This is a genomic window from Planifilum fimeticola (assembly GCF_003001905.1).
In the GTDB taxonomy this organism is placed as follows: Bacteria; Bacillota; Bacilli; order Thermoactinomycetales; family DSM-44946; genus Planifilum; species Planifilum fimeticola.
In genome coordinates this window covers 116,204-133,138 of the sequence record NZ_PVNE01000008.1, presented here as the reverse complement: position 1 = coordinate 133,138, position 16,935 = coordinate 116,204, and the positions used below count along the sequence as shown (strand labels likewise).

Here is a 16,935-nt window from a genome sequence, read left to right as displayed (position 1 = left end):
AAACATCAAAAAAATGGCCTTGCTCCTCTCGAAGAGAGGAAAAGGCTTTGTGATCCGCCTAATTTACCAAATCTAATTTCCTTTATCTGTTTATTTCCCATAAACATGCAACCCCTGGCGCTTTTCTTGCGAAAAGAGCCAGGGGGTTTGTCATCAATCTCAGGCGGATGAAATCCGCCTTTTTTGTTTTGCAGAGGTTCTGCTGGCATTGCATCGGCGCGGGACATCGCGCCTGTCTCCGACTCGTCCGAAGGGAACGGAGGTTTTGGATTCCTTTTCCAGTCGGGTTTCAATCCCGCTGTACATGAAAGAGACGCTCCCTGGCAATCATTTTCAAAGGAAAAACAACCCAATCCGGCGGGAGGGAAAGAAGATGGCGGGAAAAACGGCTGGGGAAGTGCTGATGGATATTCTGGAAGATTGGGGAGTGGAAGTCATTTTCGGCATGCCGGGGGATTCCATCAACGCCCTGATGGAACCCCTGCGAAAAAAGAAGAGCATCCGCTTCATCCAGGTGCGCCATGAGGAGACGGGAGCGTTGGCCGCTGCCGCCTACGCGAAATTGACGGGAAAACTGGGGGTGTGCATGGCCATCGCCGGCCCCGGGGCGATTCACCTGCTCAACGGGCTGTATGACGCGAAGATGGATCGGGCGCCGGTGTTGGCGATTACGGGGCAAGTGGAGACGGATCTGATCGGAACGGATTATTTCCAGGAGGTGAACCTGGATCGGCTGTTCGACGACGTGGCTGTGTACAACCAGCGGGCCATGTCGGCGGAACAGCTGCCGGCCATCGCCAATCAGGCGATCCGCATGGCGTTGACTCACCGGGGTGTGGCCCATCTGAGCATTCCCGACGATGTTCCCCGGTTCAAAGTGGAGCGGGAGGCCCGGGTGACCTCTGCCATTCACGTTCGTCCTGTCATCCTGCCGCGGGCGGAGGATTTGGAAAAGGCCGTCGACCTGTTGTCCGAACCCCGAAAAACGGTGATCCTGGCGGGCAAGGGAACCCATGGCGCCCGGGAGGAGCTGTTGGGATTGGCCCGCAAGCTGAAGGCGCCGGTGGTCGTCACCCTTCCGGGAAAGGGGGCCATCCCGGACACCCACGAATATTGCCTTGGCGGTTTGGGGCTCCTGGGGACGAAACCGGCCTACGAGGCCATGCGGGAGGCGGAAACCCTGGTGATGGTCGGCACCTCCTTCCCCTTCACCGGGTTTTTGCCGGAAGACGTGAAAACCGTTCAGATCGACACCGATCCGGGGCAAATCGGCAAGCGTTATCCGGTGGATGTGGGGCTGGCCGGAGACGCGGCCATCGCCATGAAGCATCTGACGGAACGGTTGGCCGTTCGGGAGGATGATGCGTTTCTGAAAAAGTATCAGGTGAAAATGAAGGATTGGCGGGAAAAGATGAAACGACAAGGGATGAGCGACCGCCTTCCTTTGCGCCCCCAGACGGTTCCCGTCGCCCTTCAGGAAGTGCTGGAGGAAGATGCGATCATTTCCTGCGACGTGGGGAACGTCACCGTTTGGATGGCGCGCAATTTCATGCTGAGTGACCAGAAATTCATCACGTCCAGCTGGCTGGCCACCCTGGGCTGCGGTCTGCCGGGGGCGATCGCGGGAAAGCTTTCCTTTCCGGAGAAGCAGGTGGTGGCGGTTTGCGGGGACGGCGGATTCGGCATGCTCATGTCCGACTTTGTCACGGCGGTCAAATACGGGCTTCCCATCGTGGTGATCGTCCTGAACAACCAAAAGATCGCCATGATCAAGTTTGAGCAGGAAGTGATGGGCAATGCCGAATTCGGAACCGACCTGAAAAACCCGGACTTCGCCCGGTTTGCCGAAGATTGCGGGGGAATCGGCTTTCGGGTGGAGACGAGGGAAGAATTGAGGCAGGCTTTGCAGCGTGCCTTTACGATAAAGAAGCCGGTCATCATCGACGTTTTGGTCGACCCCGACGAACCTCCCATGCCGGCGGTCATCACTTTTTCCCAGGCGAAGAATTATGCGATCCATCTGTTGAAGGAATGGTTTGACTGAGGAGAAGAGGGGCGAGCTGACGTCCACCGTCATCTCCCGGTGAAAGAAGCTCGGGTGAGCCGGTTACTCGGCCGAGCATTCATCGTTCTTCCTGCGCCTGAAAGCCGAAGGCGAAAAACCCGTTTCCTCACGAAACACCTTATAAAACCGGGAGGGGTCGCTGAAACCGACTGCGTAGCAGATTTCCGTGACGTTTTGGTTTCCGCTTCGCAACAGGCGTTTTGCCTGTTGCACGCGAATCCGTTCGAGAAAGCGTTTCGGGCTGACCCCGGTCTCTTTTTTTGAACAGCCGTTGCAGATGGTGCGGACTGATCCCGATCCGTTCGGACAATCTTTGGAGGGTCCAAGGCTTGTCGTATTCCCTTGCCAGGATGTTTTTCACTTCCCGGATCCATTCCCTGTTGGGATCGTATGTGGATGTGTGCAAGTCGGGACGGCAGCGTTTGCAGGGTTTGTACCCTTTCCGGAGCGCCTCTTCCCGGTCGAAGAAGAATTCCACATTCTCCCGCCGGGGCGTTTTGGATCTGCAGGAAGGACGGCAAAAGATTCCCGTCGTCCTCACGGCGTAGTAAAAGAGGCCGTCATACCGGCCGTCGCATCGGACGACCGCCTCCCACATGGCTTCAGGCCGCATCTTCATCTGCACCCCTTTCCCATGACTTTCCGAAAGCAAGGCCGGCAAGAGTATGATCCGAGACGAGCCGATGGATCGGTTCACAGGCTTCCAACCCCCTCCAGTTCCAGCAGCCGCTTCTTCACGGCCGGACCGCCCAGGTAACCGCCGAGCCGGTCCCTGGTGCCGACGACGCGGTGGCAGGGGATGATCAAGGGGACGGGATTTGTACCGACCGCTCTGCCCACGGCCCGGGAAAGGCGGACATCCCCCAGGGCCTTGGCGATGTTTCCATAGGTTTCGGTTTGACCGTAAGGGATTTTTCGGATTTCGTTCCACACCCGGAGCTGAAACCGGGTTCCACGCAAATGGACGGGAACATCAAAGGCTTTTCGTTCTCCTTGAAGATATTCCTCCAATTGCCGAAGAACCGTTTCCAATTTGGCCGGATTCCACTCGATCCGGCAGCGGGGAAAATGCTTCCGCAACCGGGATACGACCCGATCAGGATCAAATCCCGCCGCCTGCAGCGTTTTCCCGTCGGACGCCAGGCAGATTCCGCCTTCCCACTCATAGGTGGCCAGGTACAATTTTTTCACCGCGTTCCCTCCGATGGATGGGATGTATTTTATAGATATCACGGACAAAAGGAAAGGTCGTCCGGTGTTTTTGCGGAGTAATTCGGGGGTGCGGCTGCGGGATTTTTTCCGCGAATTCGTCCTTTTTGCGGGCCATCCCCCACGGGGGCATGGAACCGGTAGACGGAGGTTTGTTCCGGGCTGGTCGGCGCGCGGCAGAGCGCGGCTTCGATATCCCGCTTGATTTGCCGGATTCTTTTGCACACCGGATCGGGTATGTGGTATAGTTATTGCCGATAATGATCGGACTTTTTTCTCAGAGGTGGGCCCGTGCTGAAAGCGATCATACCGAAGCATTTTGCAGCATCCATCTATGAAATCGATTTTGAGAAACTTCAGCGGCGCGGGATCAAGGCGGCCATCTTCGATCTGGACAACACGCTGGTGGAGTCGACCCGCCCGGACGCCACCCCCCGGTTGGTCAGCTGGCTGGACCAGCTTCAGGGGATGGGTTTCCGCGTCATGATCGTATCCAACAACAACCGGACTCGGGTTTCCCGATTCGCCATTCCGCTCGGGGTGCCGTACATCCACCGGGCGAAGAAGCCCCTTTCCAAGGCGTTTATCGCGGCGATGCGGCGCTTGGAAAGCCGTCCGGAAGAGACGGCCATGATCGGGGATCAGCTGTTTACCGATGTGCTGGGGGGGAATCGGTTGGGGCTGTATACGATTCTGGTGGCTCCCGTCTCCAATGTGGAGGGCTTTTGGACAAGAATCAACCGCCGCATGGAGCGGGTGGTTTTTAACTTCATGCGCAAGCGGGGGCTGTTGGAAGGGGAGGACCGCCGATGACGGAAGGTACCCGGTGTGAAGGGTGCGGAGCCCTTCTTCAGACGGAGGATCCCGCACGGCCGGGATATGTGCCGGAGTCCGCTCTTGAGCGGGAGAATCCCGTGTGCCGGCGCTGTTTCCGCATCCGCCATTACAATGAAGTGGCGCGGGTGGAGCAGGATCCCGACCTCTACCTGCAGCTGCTCCGCCGGATCGGGCAGACGGACAGCCTGGTCGTGTTGGTCACCGATCTGTTTGATTTTGCCGGCAGTTGGATCCCCGGCATCCAACAGTACCTGGCTCGGAACGATCTCCTGCTGCTCGCGAACAAGATCGACCTGTTTCCCAAGTCGGTCAAACGGAACCGCCTGAGGGAGTGGGTTCGCCGGTCGGCGGAGAAGCTGGGCCTCCGCCCGGTGGGGGTCGTCCTGTGCAGCGCAGCCAAGGGCTTTCATATCGACGAGGTGATCGACGCCATCGAGCGGCATCGCCGGGGGCGGGACGCCTACGTGGTGGGGACCACCAATGTGGGGAAATCCACTTTGATCAACCGCATCCTGCGGGAGGAGGGAGAGGGCGGAGGCGAAATCACCACTTCTCCCTACCCGGGAACCACCCTCGATGTGATCCGCATCCCGCTGGAGGAAGGACGGGCCTTGATCGACACGCCCGGCATCGTCCGCCGGGATCGGTTGAGCGAATGGGTGTCGCCGGAAGACCTGCGGGTGATCGTTCCCCGGCGGGAGATTCATCCGCGGGTGTATCAGCTGAACGACCGCCAAACCCTGTTTTTCGGCGGTCTGGTTCGCTTTGACTTCGTGAAGGGGCCGAGGCAGCCCTTCGTCTGCTACGTTTCCAACGACCTGTACATACACCGGACCAAGTGGGAAAAGGCCGATGAAGTGTATTCCCGCCACCGGGGGGAGCTGCTCTCCCCCCCGTCGGAATCGGCGGATCTGCCGGAGATGGAGCGGCGTGAGTTTCGGCTGGCTGAAGGCGAGAAGAAGGATCTTGTCATCCCCGGATTGGGATGGATCGTGGCGGGGAAAAAGGAGGCTGAAATCCACGTCTGGGCTCCGCGCGGGATCCCCGTGGAAGTGCGGCCGGCGATTATATAAACATGTCGGGGGGATGAGGATGAATGCCGGAACCGGAGTGGTGGGGCTGATCGGCCATCCGGTGGGCCACTCCAAGTCGCCGGAGATGATGAACCGGGCGTTTCGCGCCTGCGGGCTTCCCTTCGTCTATTTGGCCTTTGACGTTTCGCCCTCGGAATTGGGGGACGCCGTACGGGGGATGCGTGCCCTGGGCTTTCGGGGGTGGAATGTGACCATTCCCCACAAGGTGGCTGTCCTCGAGCATCTGGATGAGGTGGAGGAGACCGCGAGGGAAATCGGCGCCGTCAACACCGTCGTCGCGCAGGAGGGGCGGTTGATCGGGTACAACACGGACGGAGAGGGATACCTTCGGTCCCTCGTCGACGAGACCGGATTGGAGCTTTCGGAACAAAGGGTGTTGATCCTCGGTGCGGGCGGAGCGGCGAGGGCGGTGGCCCACGCGCTGGCGACAACCGGGGTGGAGTCGATCACCATTGCCAACCGGACGAGGGAAAAGGCGGAGCGTTTGGCGGCCTCTCTCCGGAAAGCGGATGCGCGGGCCGTCTCCCTGTCGGAATTGGAGCGGGTGGTCGGGGAGACGACATTGCTGGTGCAGACCACCTCCGTGGGCATGTATCCGGAGACGGAGGCGATTCCGATCGACCCTTCGTTCCTGCACGAGCGGATGATCGTGAGCGACCTGATTTATCGCCCGCGGAAAACCCTTCTTCTGAGGGAGGCGGAGGCTCGGGGCGCCCGGATTCACGGGGGGCTGGGCATGCTGCTCCACCAGGCGGCCCTGGCCTTTGAACATTGGATGGGAAAGCCGGCGCCCGTGGACGTGATGCGGGAGGCCCTGGAAGAGGCGATGAAATCGGCGGGCGGAGGATGAGCCGGGAAAGAGGGATGAACATGCGCATTGGCATCTTCGGCGGGACCTTTGATCCGATTCACATGGGCCACCTCCTGGTTGCGGAACAGGCGAGGGAAGCCGGCGGCCTGGACGAGGTGTGGTTCATTCCCAACGCCGAACCTCCCCACAAGGAGGCTCCCGTATCCGCCCCGCACCACCGGGAGCGCATGGTGGAGCTGGCCATCGCCGATCATCCCCGTTTCCGCCTCTCCCGGGTGGAGCTGGTCCGCCCGGGTCCCTCCTATACGGTGGACACGGTGAAAGACTTGAAGAAAGCCTATCCCCAAACGCACTTTTTTTTGATCGTGGGCGCAGATATGATGAACGATCTGCCTCGATGGTATAAAATAGAGGAAATCCTGCAAGTTGTCCAGGTCATCGGCCATTTGCGGCCGGGGGTGGCGGCCGGAGATCTCCCCCCCTTCATCGCCAGCCGCTTGACCCTGGTGGAGGATGCCGTTACCCTGGACCTTTCATCTACGGATATTCGGAAACGGGCGGCGGCCGGGAAGTCGATCCGCTATCTGGTTCCCGAGAAGGTACGCCGCTATATCGAGGAGAATCGGTTATATGAAAATAAACCGTGAGAAACTAATGGAAGCGGCCAAGCGTCAAATGCCTTCTTCCCGGTGGGAACACACCCTGCGGGTGATGGAGACGGCGGCGGAGCTGGCCCGAAGAACGGGCGCCGATCCGGAGAAGGCGGATATCGCGGCCATTCTCCACGATTACTGCAAGTTTTGGCCGGAAGATAAGCAGAGGGAGTGGATCCTCCGCCACCGCCTGCCCCAGGATCTGCTTCAGTACAACAAGGAACTGTGGCACGCCCCCGTGGGTGCGGAAGCCGTGCGGGAGGAGCTGGGAATTGATGACGAAGAGGTGCTGAACGCGATCCGTTCTCACACCACGGGGCGCCCGGGGATGTCCCTGCTGGAAAAGGTGATTTTTCTCGCCGATTACATCGAACCCGGCCGAAGCTTTTCCGGCGTGGAAGAGGTTCGTCGACTGGCGCGCGAGGACTTGGACCGCGCGATCCTGAAGGCCTTGGACAATACCATCGTTTATCTGGTGGAACGGGGGTTTAAGGTATACCCGTTGACGATTTTAACCCGCAATGATTTTCTCGATAAAATCCCTCAAACCCTTCCAAAGGAGGAATCTCATTGAACCTGGTGGAAATTGCCCGACTCGCGGCCGACGCCGCCGAAGAGAAAAAGGCCCAGCGCGTCACCATTCTGGATATTCGCGGGTTGTCGGTGATAGTCGACTATTTCGTCATCTGTCACGGGAATTCGGAGACCCAGGTGCAGGCGATTGCGACGGGCGTCAAGGAAAAACTTGAGGAGGCCGGTGTTCCCATCAAGGGAGTGGAGGGATTCCGGGAAGCGCGGTGGGTGCTCCTGGATCTCGGCGACGTGGTCGTGCATGTCTTCCACAAGGACGAGAGGGATTTCTACGATTTGGAGCGGCTTTGGGGCGATGCACAGCAAGTCCGTGTCCAGTAGACAGGTATTGGACGGGCCGAAGCGGGAAAGGATGAGAAGTGCAGGGCCCCTGACGCCCTAAAACCCATTGACACGGGCGAAATCGTGGCATATAATAAGTTCCAAATCTTCGACAAAGGTTTGACAGGCCAGGATGAGGAGTAGTAGTTCGTCCGCTCTGCGCAGAGAGTCGGCGGGAGGTGCGAGCCGATCAGGGAGGGCGAATGAACTCGCCTCATCGCCCCGGAATGGAAAGGAAAGTACATTTCGGCGCTTCATCCCCGTTAACGGATGCAAATGAGGGAGTGCCCGCCGCCGGGCGGGTGCTAACTAGGGTGGTACCGCGGGAGTGAATCAACCTCTCGTCCCTAGCGTTTTTCAGCAGGGGCGGGAGGTTTCAATATTTTTGCAGGTGTTGGAGGAGACGCCAATGCGAGCGTATCAAGCGAGGGAAATCGAATCGAAATGGCAACGGGTCTGGGACGAGACGGGAGTTCACCGGACCGATCCGGACGTCGGAAAGACCAAGTTTTATACCCTGGAGCAGTTTCCCTATCCGTCGGGCGAAGGGATGCACATGGGGCATGTGAGGGTGTATTCCATCGGGGATGTGATCGCCCGGTTCAAACGGATGAACGGCTTCCGGGTGCTGCATCCGATGGGCGTGGACGCCTTCGGCTTGCCGGCGGAGAACGCGGCCATCAAGCGGGGGGTGAATCCCCGGGATTGGACCCTCAACAACATGAAGAAGTTCCGGGAGGAGCAGGAGCGGCTCGGAATCTCCTACGACTGGGACCGCTATGTGGCGACCTGCCTCCCCGACTACTACCGGTTCACCCAGTGGCTGTTCCTCCTTTTCTACGAGCGGGGATTGGCCTACCGGAAAAAGGCGCCGGTCAACTGGTGTCCCGACTGCGCGACCGTTCTGGCCAACGAACAGGTGGAGAACGGCAAGTGCTGGCGGTGCGACGCGGAGGTGACCAAGAAGGAGCTGGAGCAATGGTTCCTTAAGATCACCGATTACGCCGACCGGTTGCTGGAGGGGCTGGACCGCCTGCCCCGCTGGCCCGAACGGGTGAAGACGATGCAGCGCAACTGGATCGGGCGCAGCGAGGGGGCGAAAGTGACCTTCACCCTTCCGGAGCTGGACGATGAGCAGGTCACAGTCTTCACCACCCGCCCCGACACCCTGTACGGGGTGACGTACCTGGTGCTGGCGCCGGAACACCCCCTGGTGGACCGCCTGATCGCCGGGAAGGAGAAGGAAGGGGAGATCAGGGCGTTCATCGAGCGGATGCGGAAAGAGAGCGAAATTCAGCGGACCGCCGCCGACGCGGAAAAGGTGGGCATGGACACCGGAGCGGTGGCCCGGCATCCCTTGACCGGCGAAGAGGTTCCCGTCTGGATCGCCAACTACGTGTTGATGGATTACGGGACGGGCGCGGTGATGGGTGTTCCGGCCCACGACGAACGGGATTTTCAGTTCGCCAAAAAATACGGCCTGCCGATCCGCCGGGTGATCCGTCCCCGGGACGGGGAGTTGGAAGAGCCCCTTGCCGAGGCCTATACCGGTGAGGGCGTGTTGGCCGATTCCGGTCCCTTCGACGGCATGGACAACCGGGAGGCGATCCGTGCCATCTCCGAGCATCTGGCCGAAAAGGGACTCGGGGGCCCGGCGGTCACTTACCGGCTTCGCGACTGGCTGATCTCCCGTCAGCGGTACTGGGGATGCCCCATTCCCGTCGTCTACTGCGACAGCTGCGGAACGGTGCCGGTACCGAAGGAAGAATTGCCGGTGCTGCTTCCGGAGGACGTGGTCTTCGACGGCAAACGGAACCCGCTCACCACTTCGGAGTCCTTCGTCCGGACCGCCTGCCCCTCCTGCGGAGGACCTGCGCGGCGGGAGACGGACACGATGGACACCTTCATCGATTCCTCCTGGTATTTCCTCCGGTACGCCGATCCCAAGAACGATCGCCTTCCCTTCGATCCGGAGCGGATCCGGGAATGGCTGCCGGTCGACGAATACATCGGGGGAATCGAGCACGCCGTGCTCCATCTCCTTTACTCCCGCTTCTTCACCAAGGTGCTGTACGATGCGGGCCTGGTTCACGTCGACGAGCCCTTCACCAGCCTGTTGACCCAGGGCATGGTGTTGAGGGACGGGGCGAAGATGTCCAAGTCGAAGGGGAATACCGTCAGCCCGCTGGACATCATCGAAAGGTACGGAGCGGACACCGCCCGCCTGTTTATCCTGTTCGCCGCTCCGCCGGAGAGGGATCTGGAGTGGAGCGATTCCGGCGTAGAAGGGTGCTACCGCTTCCTGGGGCGGGTCTTCCGGTCGGTGACGGGACACGAGGAGCTGTTCCGCAACCGGCCCGATGCCCGGCCCGAAAAGGGACCCGCCCGGGATCTGCATCGCCGGATTCACCGCACCATCAAAAAGGTGACGGAGGATGTCGGGGAGCGGTACCATTTCAACACGGCGATCAGCGCGATTATGGAGCTGTTCAACGCGATCAGCGAATATCCGGAGGACGCTGACCGGGGAACCTTGGCCGATGCCCTGGAGACGGTCGTGATCCTGCTGGCTCCCTTTGCTCCCCATCTGTCGGAGGAATTGTGGCACGTCATGGGGCACGAGGCCAGCGTTCACGAACAGCCCTGGCCCGCCTACGATCCGGAGATGCTGGTGGAGGAAGAGGTGGAGATGGCCGTTCAGATCAACGGCAGGGTACGGGACAAACTGGTCGTGCCCGCCGAGGCGGATCGGGAAACGGTGGAGCAGTTGGCTCTCAATCAGGAACGCATCAAAAACCACCTGTCCGGCAAAACGGTGCGAAAGGTGATCGTGGTTCCCAAGAAGCTGATCAACATCGTCGCCAACTGAGGCGACCGAAAGGGGGGCGGTATAACCGCCCCCTTTCTTTTCGGTCGGAATGTCTTAACACGGGCAGGGGGGATGCGTCCCGATTGCCGTTTGCCGCGAAACCTCTGCATTTCCCGCCGGCCGCGCAACGGTTGTATCTCCGGCCCCTTTTTTGCGTTTGCCCGAGGATGTGATAGGATAAAATTTGCGTATTGAACGAGACACGGAGGCGAGAACATGGCGGACAAACGGTTGCGCCTCGACAAGTTCCTCGGCAGGATGGGCGTCGGGACGCGGAAGGAGATCCGGAAACTGGTCAAAGCGGGTCGGGTGACCGTGAACGGGGAAGTGGCCGGGGATCCGGGGATGCACGTGCTTGCGGAAAAGGACCGAATCGAAGTGGACGGTTTGCACATCGAATACCGGGAATTCATCTATCTCATGATGAACAAGCCCGCCGGGGTGGTTTCCGCCACGGCGGACCGGAGCTCGGAGACGGTGGTTCAGCTCCTCGAACCGGAACACGCCCTGTTTGAGCCGTTTCCGGTGGGACGGCTGGACAAGGATACCGAAGGGTTGCTTCTGCTCACCAACGACGGGAAGACGGCCCACCGGCTGCTTTCTCCAAAGCGGCGGGTGCCCAAGCGGTATTTTGCCCTCGTCCGGGGAGAGGTGACCGAAGCGGACGTGGAAGCCTTTCGGCGGGGCGTCGTCCTGGATGACGGTTATCAGACGCTGCCCGCGGAGCTCTCCATCCGCTCGTCCGGTCCGGAGTCCGAGACGGAAGTGACCGTCTATGAGGGAAAATACCATCAGGTGAAGCGGATGTTTGAAGCGGTGGGCAAACGGGTGGTTTACCTGAAACGCGTCGCCATGGGGCCCCTTCGGCTCGACCCGTCCCTGGAGGCGGGCGAGTACCGGGAGCTGACGGAGGAAGAAGTGGCCCTGCTCAAGGGAAAGGACATTGCGGGATGATGACGGAAGAGAGCCCGATTCAAAAGCGAAAGGCGGATCACATCCAGATCGCGCTGACCCGGGAGGTGACGGGCCGGGGGATCACCACCGGCATGGAGCGATACCGTTTTCGGCACGAGGCGTTGCCGGAGATCGATTTTTCCCGGGTTTCCCTCGCCACCTCCTTTTTGGGTCGACCCTTGAAGGCGCCCTTTCTGATCAGTTCCATGACCGGAGGGACGGAACAGGCGGGGCGGATCAATGCGGCCCTGGCGGAGGCCGCCCAGAAGCGGGGCTGGGCGATGGGCCTCGGATCCGTCCGAATGGCGATCGAACATCCGGAGACGGCGGCCACCTTCCAGGTGCGCTCCGTCGCTCCGGACATCCCCCTCTTGGCCAACCTGGGGGCGGTCCAGCTCAATTACGGTTATGGCCCCGATCAATGCCTCAGGGCCGTGGAATTGACGGGGGCCGACGGCCTGGTCCTCCACCTGAACGCCATGCAGGAGGTGTTTCAGCCCGAGGGAAACACCCGGTTCGGAAACCTGCTCCGGAAGATCGAGGAGGTGTGCCGGGCTCTGGAAGTGCCCGTCGGTGTCAAGGAGGTGGGCTTCGGCATTCACGGGCGGCTCGCCCGAAGGCTGTTTGATGCCGGGGTTCAGTTTGTGGATGTGGCCGGGGCCGGAGGAACCTCCTGGATTCAGGTGGAGAAATACCGCGCGAAGGATCCCCTGCTGGCGACGGCGGCGGAGGCCTTCGCCGATTGGGGGCTTCCCACCGCGGATTGCGTGCGGGATGTGCGCCGACACGTGCCGCAGGTCTGTTTGATCGCCAGCGGCGGCCTCAAAACCGGAGTTGACGCGGCCAAATCGATCGCCCTCGGTGCCGACCTGGCCGGATTCGGCCGCTCTCTGTTGCCCTCCGCCGCCACCTGTGATCCGGAGTCGATCATCCGGCAGATGGAGCGGATCGAGTTGGAGTGCAAAATCGCCATGTTTGGCGCCGGGATCGCCACCGTCGACCGGTTGAAGGGAACGGACCGGCTGCTGTGCGTGGGAGATCCGCCCGTTTCCGACTCTTGATGGGCCTTCTGGAAATATAAGGGGATTTGCGGTATACTGAACGTGCGTTCCGCGGACAACGGACCGCCTTTTCACCCCTTGCTTTCCGCCTCGTGCAGGGATTGTCGCACCTTTTCGACGTCCTCCGCAAATTTGGCGTGGGTGAGGCGGAACAGACGGTTCAGCACCGGATCAAATTCCCGCTCCAGCAGGTTGAGTCCCTCCTGGGTAATTCCTCCGGGAACGGCCACCCGTTCCTGCAGGCTCTCCAGGGAGAAACCGCCTTCGGTCAGCATCCGGGCGGTCCCCCGGGCCATCTGGATGACCAGCGGAATGGCCGTCTCCCGGGGAAGGCCGGTCACTTCCCCCGCGGTGCGGGCCAGTTGCTCCAGGAAGTGGGCCAAAAACGCCGGCCCGCAGCTGGCCAGGTCAGAGGCCACCCGGCAGTGTCGCTCGTCGATTTCCAGGGGCGTTCCGATCGCCGAAAGGAGGCGGAGCAATTCCTCCCGATCCTGAAGGGTGAGACGGCTGCCGGGGATGAAGAGGCAGGTTCCGTCCAGCACCGCGTGGGTGATGCTCGGAATGATCTTGGCGATTTTGGAGGGCAGGACCGCTTCCAGATCGCGGATCATTACCGGACTGGTAATGGAAATCATCATTTGGTCTTTTCCGGCCCATATGCCGATCTCATCCAGCACTTCCCGATAATCGCGGGGTTTGATGCACAGGAACACCCAGTCCGCTTCCCGGACCAGTTCGGCATTGCTTTCGGCGATTCGAATTCCGGGATGGGACTCGGCCAGCGCCTGCGCCTTGCTTCGAGTCCGGTTGCTAATCAGTATTTCCGACGGCCGGAGCGCCTCGGAGCGAATCAACGCTTCCACCAGGGTTCGTCCCATGCTTCCCGTGCCGATAAAACCGACCAACTTGCTCATCGCCCCTTCCCCCTTTTCGTCGCGGGAGCCGGGCCGGACTCGCCTGCCGGACCGGCCTTTTGCTTTTTATAAAGGTACGCGGCGGGCGGGGGGGGTTATGAAGCGGATGGGAAGACCCCTGAGGTGGACGACCTGCGGGGCAGGGGGCGGGCGGCCGTTCCGCGGTGCGATAAAGCCACCTGAAGCTTGCAGTGTGGGAGGGTGCTCAAATGGACGACCTTTGGACGCCCCGGGAGAAGAAGTTGGCCGTGTTGGCCGTCCTTTTGGCCGTCGCCTTGGCGGGCGTCGTCGCCGCGGATTGGCTGGGCGGGGAAGAGGAAGAGCAGGACCGGGTTCCTCTTGCGGCCTACACCCCGGACCGGGCGGCCCGTTCCGCCGAGGCCTCCGCGGAAACGGAGAAGGAGGAGGATGTGGTCGTCGATGTGAAGGGGGCGGTGGATCGGCCGGGCGTGTACCAGCTTCCCCCCGGGTCCCGGGTTCGGGATGCCCTGGACAAGGCGGGCGGAGCGGGGAAACAGGCGGATTTGGACCGGGTCAACCTGGCCCAACCCCTTGCTGACGGAATGGTGGTCTATATCCCCCGCCGCGGGGAGAAGATGCCTGATTTTCTGGATACCGGCGCTTCGGGAAGCGGGCAGGCGGGAGCCGGTCCGGGGAAAATCAACATCAACACCGCCTCCGCCGCCGAACTGGAGACGCTCGATGGGATCGGCCCCTCCAAGGCCGAGGCGATTCTTCGCTATCGGGAGGAGCACGGCCCCTTCACCGACGTCCGCGACCTGCTCAAGGTTCCCGGGATCGGTGAAAAAACCCTGGAGAAGTTTGCGGATCAGATCGCGGTGCATTGACGGGCATCGCATGCGGGCGGGAAGGGGGTGAGGATGCCCCTTCCTCCTTCGCCCCTTGAAAGGAACCCCTTCGCCGGATATACTGGAGACGTCCGTTCAGGGCGCGGCAAGCGGTCGCCCGGTATTCCCGGACATTACGAGGAGAGAATAATGGAAGAGAGTTGACTGGAGGATGGGTGTGCCGTCAGGGTGAGGGGCCGCGGCACACCCTTCCGCCCCTTGTCGGGAGCGAGTGGTTTTCGCCTGTGTTCGGGTGCCGGCGAGCATTTTTACGGAAATGAGGTGTGGCAGATGACGGTAAGGGTACGGTTTGCCCCCAGTCCCACGGGACATTTACATATCGGCAGCGCGAGGACGGCACTGTTCAATTTTCTGTTTGCCCGTAAGCACGGCGGGAAGTACATCCTCCGGATCGAGGATACCGACACCAGCCGCAACCGGGCCGATGCGGTGGAAGGATTTATCGACGGGTTCAAGTGGCTGGGGCTGGAGTGGGATGAAGGGCCGGATGTCGGCGGGGAGTTCGGCCCCTACACGTGCATGGAGCGACTGGATATTTATCGGCGGTATATTGATCGCCTGTTGGAGGAAGGCAAGGCCTACTACTGCTACTGCACCAAGGAAGAACTGGACAGGGAGAGGCAGGAGGCGAACGCCCGGGGCAAGGTTTATCGTTATTCGGGGAAATGCGCCCGCCTGGACGAGGAAACCCGAAACCGGTATGAGCGGGAAGGCCGCCCCAGAACCATCCGGTTCCGGGTACCGGAAGACCGGGAGATCGTCTTCCGGGATCTGATCCGGGGCGAGGTCCGCTTCCATACCAAGGACATGGGCGATTTTGTCATCGTCAAATCCAACGGGGTGCCCTTGTACAACCTGGCCGTCACCATCGACGACGCCCTGATGAAAATCACCCACGTCATTCGCGGGGAAGAGCATCTTTCCAACACTCCCGCCCAGCTGCTCCTTTATGAAGCCTTTGGCTGGAATCCTCCCGAGTTCGGACATCTTCCGCTGATTTTGAACGAAAGCGGGAAGAAGCTGTCCAAGCGGGATGAGACCGTCATGCAATTTATCGAGCAGTATCGCGAATCGGGGTACCTGCCCGAAGCGATCAACAATTACCTGGCTCTTCTGGGATGGTCTCCGCCGGGGGAATACGCCGAACAGGAGATCTTCTCCATGGACGAGCTGATCCGCCTCTTTTCCTTCGAACGAGTGAGCAAGGCGGGAGCGATTTTCGACCCCGAAAAACTGAAATGGATGAACGGGGAATACATCAAGAAGCTGGATGTCAAAACCCTGACGGATATGGCGCTTCCCTATTTGCAGGAGCACTACGGAATCGATGAGCCGGACCGCGAGTGGACGGAACAACTGGTGGCCCTCTACCAGCCGTCCCTTTCCCACCTTGAGGAGCTGCCCCGTCAGGCGGAGCTGTTCTTCCGGGATGATGTCCGCCACGATGAGGAAGCCAGGGAAGTGCTGAATCAACCCTCCGTCCCCGCCGTGCTGACCGCTTTCCGGGCGAAGGCGGCGGAGGCGGAGGATGCGGAATTCCAGCCGGCGAACATCAAGAAGATGCTGAAGGGAATCCAAAAGGAAACAGGCTACAGAGGAAAGCAGTTGTTCATGCCGATCCGGGCGGCCGTCACGGGACAAACCCACGGCCCGGACCTGAATCAAACCCTTTCCCTGTTGGGCAGGGAGAAGGTTATCCGCCGCATCGAACAGGTGATGGAGCAATTTTTGAATGCATAAAGGCGACTCCCTGAAAACAAAAGGGACCCGGCACCGGGCCCCTTTTGTTTAATGCTGGTAATAAGGGTTCATGCTGCGGTATTGGCTTCCGAATTGTTGGGCGGGTTGAGGCTGGGACATCGGCTGCACGGGAGGAACCGTTTGCATGGGCTGGGTTGCCTGTTGCTTCGGCACTCCCTGTTGCAGGATGCTCATCGCCTGGTTGGGAGACATGCCGGTTTGCGCGTGGCGCTGTACCCACTGTTGGGTGCTGGAAGGTTGTTGCCGGGATTGCGGTTGGAAACCGGCCGGCTGCTGGAACCGGGTGGAAATCGGTTGGGGAGAGGAGGCTTGGAAGCCGGTTTGTGCGACAGGCTGCTGTTGGAATTGGGGTTGGTGGACGGAGTAGGCCTGCTGCTTCAGCTGGCTGACTTCCTGCCGGGCCTGGGAAGCGATCTGGGAGATTTGCTGCAGTTTTTGGGCGTTAAAGGCTTCTTTTTGCGCCATGTTTTGGAGCTGGGTCCGGAGGTTGGGATCCATCACGGATGATTGCAGCTGTTGAGCCAACTGCTGATTGGACCGCTCCGCCTGCTCCAGCTGTTGGCACATGGAGCGAATCTGATCCATCTCCGATTCGATTCGGGAAATCACTTGATGCACGCAGGATACCTCCTTCAGATAAGATTTGATGTGTCCACCGTTACTATGAGTTGCGCGGATTGGAATTATGCACTTCCGAAAGGGATGAGAGGATTTGACAGGACGGTGAGATGCGCCGGATAAGGACGGTGAATATTGACAAAACCGCCTTCTTCAAATAAATTAAAATCAACGGAATAAAGCGGCGACGATCAACCTGCGTCCATTCACCCGGCCGGTGAAGGAGCCGCAGGTGCGAGCCGGGAAGGCGAAGACTCGCGGGGAGGAGAAACCCCGGAAGGTTTCCAGACCGCCGATCTTCGCCCGCC

General features: G+C 60.3%; 17 protein-coding genes, 1 pseudogene and 1 other annotated feature. Of the genes and pseudogenes, 12 read left to right on the top strand and 6 right to left on the bottom strand.

The annotated features are described in order from the left end of the window. Nucleotides 1-5: 5 nt before the first annotated feature. On the bottom strand, nt 6-227 hold the full coding sequence (locus CLV97_RS17855; protein ID WP_146130427.1) for a hypothetical protein: 222 nt from the start codon (nt 225-227) through the stop codon (nt 6-8). A gap of 146 nt (nt 228-373) precedes the next feature. Between CLV97_RS17855 and CLV97_RS07105 the strand changes: the two genes are divergently transcribed. Further along, a complete protein-coding gene (locus CLV97_RS07105) occupies nt 374-2,044 on the top strand; it encodes a pyruvate oxidase (protein ID WP_106344839.1) in 1,671 nt (556 codons plus the stop codon). Between the two features lie 63 nt (nt 2,045-2,107). Here CLV97_RS07105 and CLV97_RS18565 read toward each other — a convergent pair whose 3' ends face one another. From CLV97_RS18565 to CLV97_RS18075, 3 genes and pseudogenes are all read right to left on the bottom strand, one after another. Then, entirely contained in the window at nt 2,108-2,278 is a 171-nt protein-coding gene (locus CLV97_RS18565; RefSeq protein ID WP_245891417.1) for a helix-turn-helix domain-containing protein, read from the bottom strand. A gap of 253 nt (nt 2,279-2,531) precedes the next feature. Continuing rightward, nucleotides 2,532-2,663 (bottom strand): annotated as a pseudogene (locus CLV97_RS18560) (Ada metal-binding domain-containing protein); the annotation flags it as partial. A 95-nt stretch (nt 2,664-2,758) separates the two neighbouring features. Beyond that, nucleotides 2,759-3,256, bottom strand: coding sequence for a methylated-DNA--[protein]-cysteine S-methyltransferase (locus tag CLV97_RS18075; RefSeq protein ID WP_170070395.1), 498 nt, complete (start codon nt 3,254-3,256; stop codon nt 2,759-2,761). 309 nt (nt 3,257-3,565) lie between these two features. Here CLV97_RS18075 and CLV97_RS07090 point away from each other — a divergent pair, with 309 nt between their 5' ends. The 9 genes from CLV97_RS07090 to fni all read left to right on the top strand — a co-directional run bounded on the left by CLV97_RS07090 (nt 3,566) and on the right by fni (nt 12,465). Continuing rightward, nucleotides 3,566-4,087, top strand: coding sequence for a YqeG family HAD IIIA-type phosphatase (locus CLV97_RS07090; RefSeq protein ID WP_106344828.1), 522 nt, complete (start codon nt 3,566-3,568; stop codon nt 4,085-4,087). Continuing rightward, nucleotides 4,084-5,184 carry a ribosome biogenesis GTPase YqeH gene (yqeH, locus tag CLV97_RS07085; RefSeq protein WP_106344827.1) on the top strand — a complete coding sequence of 367 codons (1,101 nt, stop codon included), beginning with the start codon at nt 4,084-4,086 and terminating at the stop codon, nt 5,182-5,184. The genes CLV97_RS07090 and yqeH overlap by 4 nt, the downstream gene beginning before the upstream one ends. Before the next feature lie 13 nt (nt 5,185-5,197). Further along, entirely contained in the window at nt 5,198-6,055 is an 858-nt protein-coding gene (locus tag CLV97_RS07080; protein WP_106344826.1) for a shikimate dehydrogenase, read from the top strand. Nucleotides 6,056-6,075: 20 nt separating this feature from the next. Then, nucleotides 6,076-6,663, top strand: coding sequence for a nicotinate-nucleotide adenylyltransferase (nadD, locus tag CLV97_RS07075; RefSeq protein WP_106344837.1), 588 nt, complete (start codon nt 6,076-6,078; stop codon nt 6,661-6,663). Continuing rightward, nucleotides 6,647-7,243, top strand: a complete 597-nt coding sequence (gene yqeK, locus CLV97_RS07070; RefSeq protein WP_106344825.1) for a bis(5'-nucleosyl)-tetraphosphatase (symmetrical) YqeK — start codon at nt 6,647-6,649, stop codon at nt 7,241-7,243. Before nadD ends, yqeK begins: the two co-directional genes overlap by 17 nt. Next, nucleotides 7,240-7,581: a ribosome silencing factor gene (rsfS, locus tag CLV97_RS07065; protein WP_106344824.1), complete on the top strand. Its 342-nt coding sequence runs from the start codon at nt 7,240-7,242 to the stop codon at nt 7,579-7,581. The genes yqeK and rsfS overlap by 4 nt, the downstream gene beginning before the upstream one ends. Nucleotides 7,582-7,702: 121 nt before the next feature. After that, nucleotides 7,703-7,933, top strand: a binding site (T-box leader). A 57-nt stretch (nt 7,934-7,990) separates the two neighbouring features. Beyond that, nucleotides 7,991-10,450 (top strand): leucine--tRNA ligase, encoded by a 2,460-nt coding sequence (leuS, locus tag CLV97_RS07060; protein WP_106344823.1) that lies wholly within the window; start codon nt 7,991-7,993, stop codon nt 10,448-10,450. A gap of 216 nt (nt 10,451-10,666) precedes the next feature. Continuing rightward, nucleotides 10,667-11,404, top strand: a complete 738-nt coding sequence (locus CLV97_RS07055) for a pseudouridine synthase (RefSeq protein WP_106344822.1) — start codon at nt 10,667-10,669, stop codon at nt 11,402-11,404. Beyond that, nucleotides 11,404-12,465, top strand: coding sequence for a type 2 isopentenyl-diphosphate Delta-isomerase (fni, locus tag CLV97_RS07050; RefSeq protein WP_170070394.1), 1,062 nt, complete (start codon nt 11,404-11,406; stop codon nt 12,463-12,465). Before CLV97_RS07055 ends, fni begins: the two co-directional genes overlap by 1 nt. Before the next feature lie 71 nt (nt 12,466-12,536). Here fni and comER read toward each other — a convergent pair whose 3' ends face one another. Beyond that, nucleotides 12,537-13,379, bottom strand: coding sequence for a late competence protein ComER (gene comER, locus CLV97_RS07045; RefSeq protein ID WP_106344820.1), 843 nt, complete (start codon nt 13,377-13,379; stop codon nt 12,537-12,539). 209 nt (nt 13,380-13,588) lie between these two features. On the opposite strand from comER, the gene CLV97_RS07040 reads away from it, so the two are divergent. Together CLV97_RS07040 and gltX are read left to right on the top strand one after the other, a co-directional pair. Further along, nucleotides 13,589-14,227, top strand: coding sequence for a helix-hairpin-helix domain-containing protein (locus CLV97_RS07040; protein ID WP_106344819.1), 639 nt, complete (start codon nt 13,589-13,591; stop codon nt 14,225-14,227). Nucleotides 14,228-14,518: 291 nt separating this feature from the next. Then, nucleotides 14,519-15,988 (top strand): glutamate--tRNA ligase, encoded by a 1,470-nt coding sequence (gene gltX / locus CLV97_RS07035; RefSeq protein ID WP_106344818.1) that lies wholly within the window; start codon nt 14,519-14,521, stop codon nt 15,986-15,988. Between the two features lie 48 nt (nt 15,989-16,036). On the opposite strand, the gene CLV97_RS07030 is transcribed toward gltX, so the two are convergent. Further along, nucleotides 16,037-16,627 (bottom strand): hypothetical protein, encoded by a 591-nt coding sequence (locus CLV97_RS07030; protein WP_106344817.1) that lies wholly within the window; start codon nt 16,625-16,627, stop codon nt 16,037-16,039. Nucleotides 16,628-16,935: the final 308 nt, after the last annotated feature.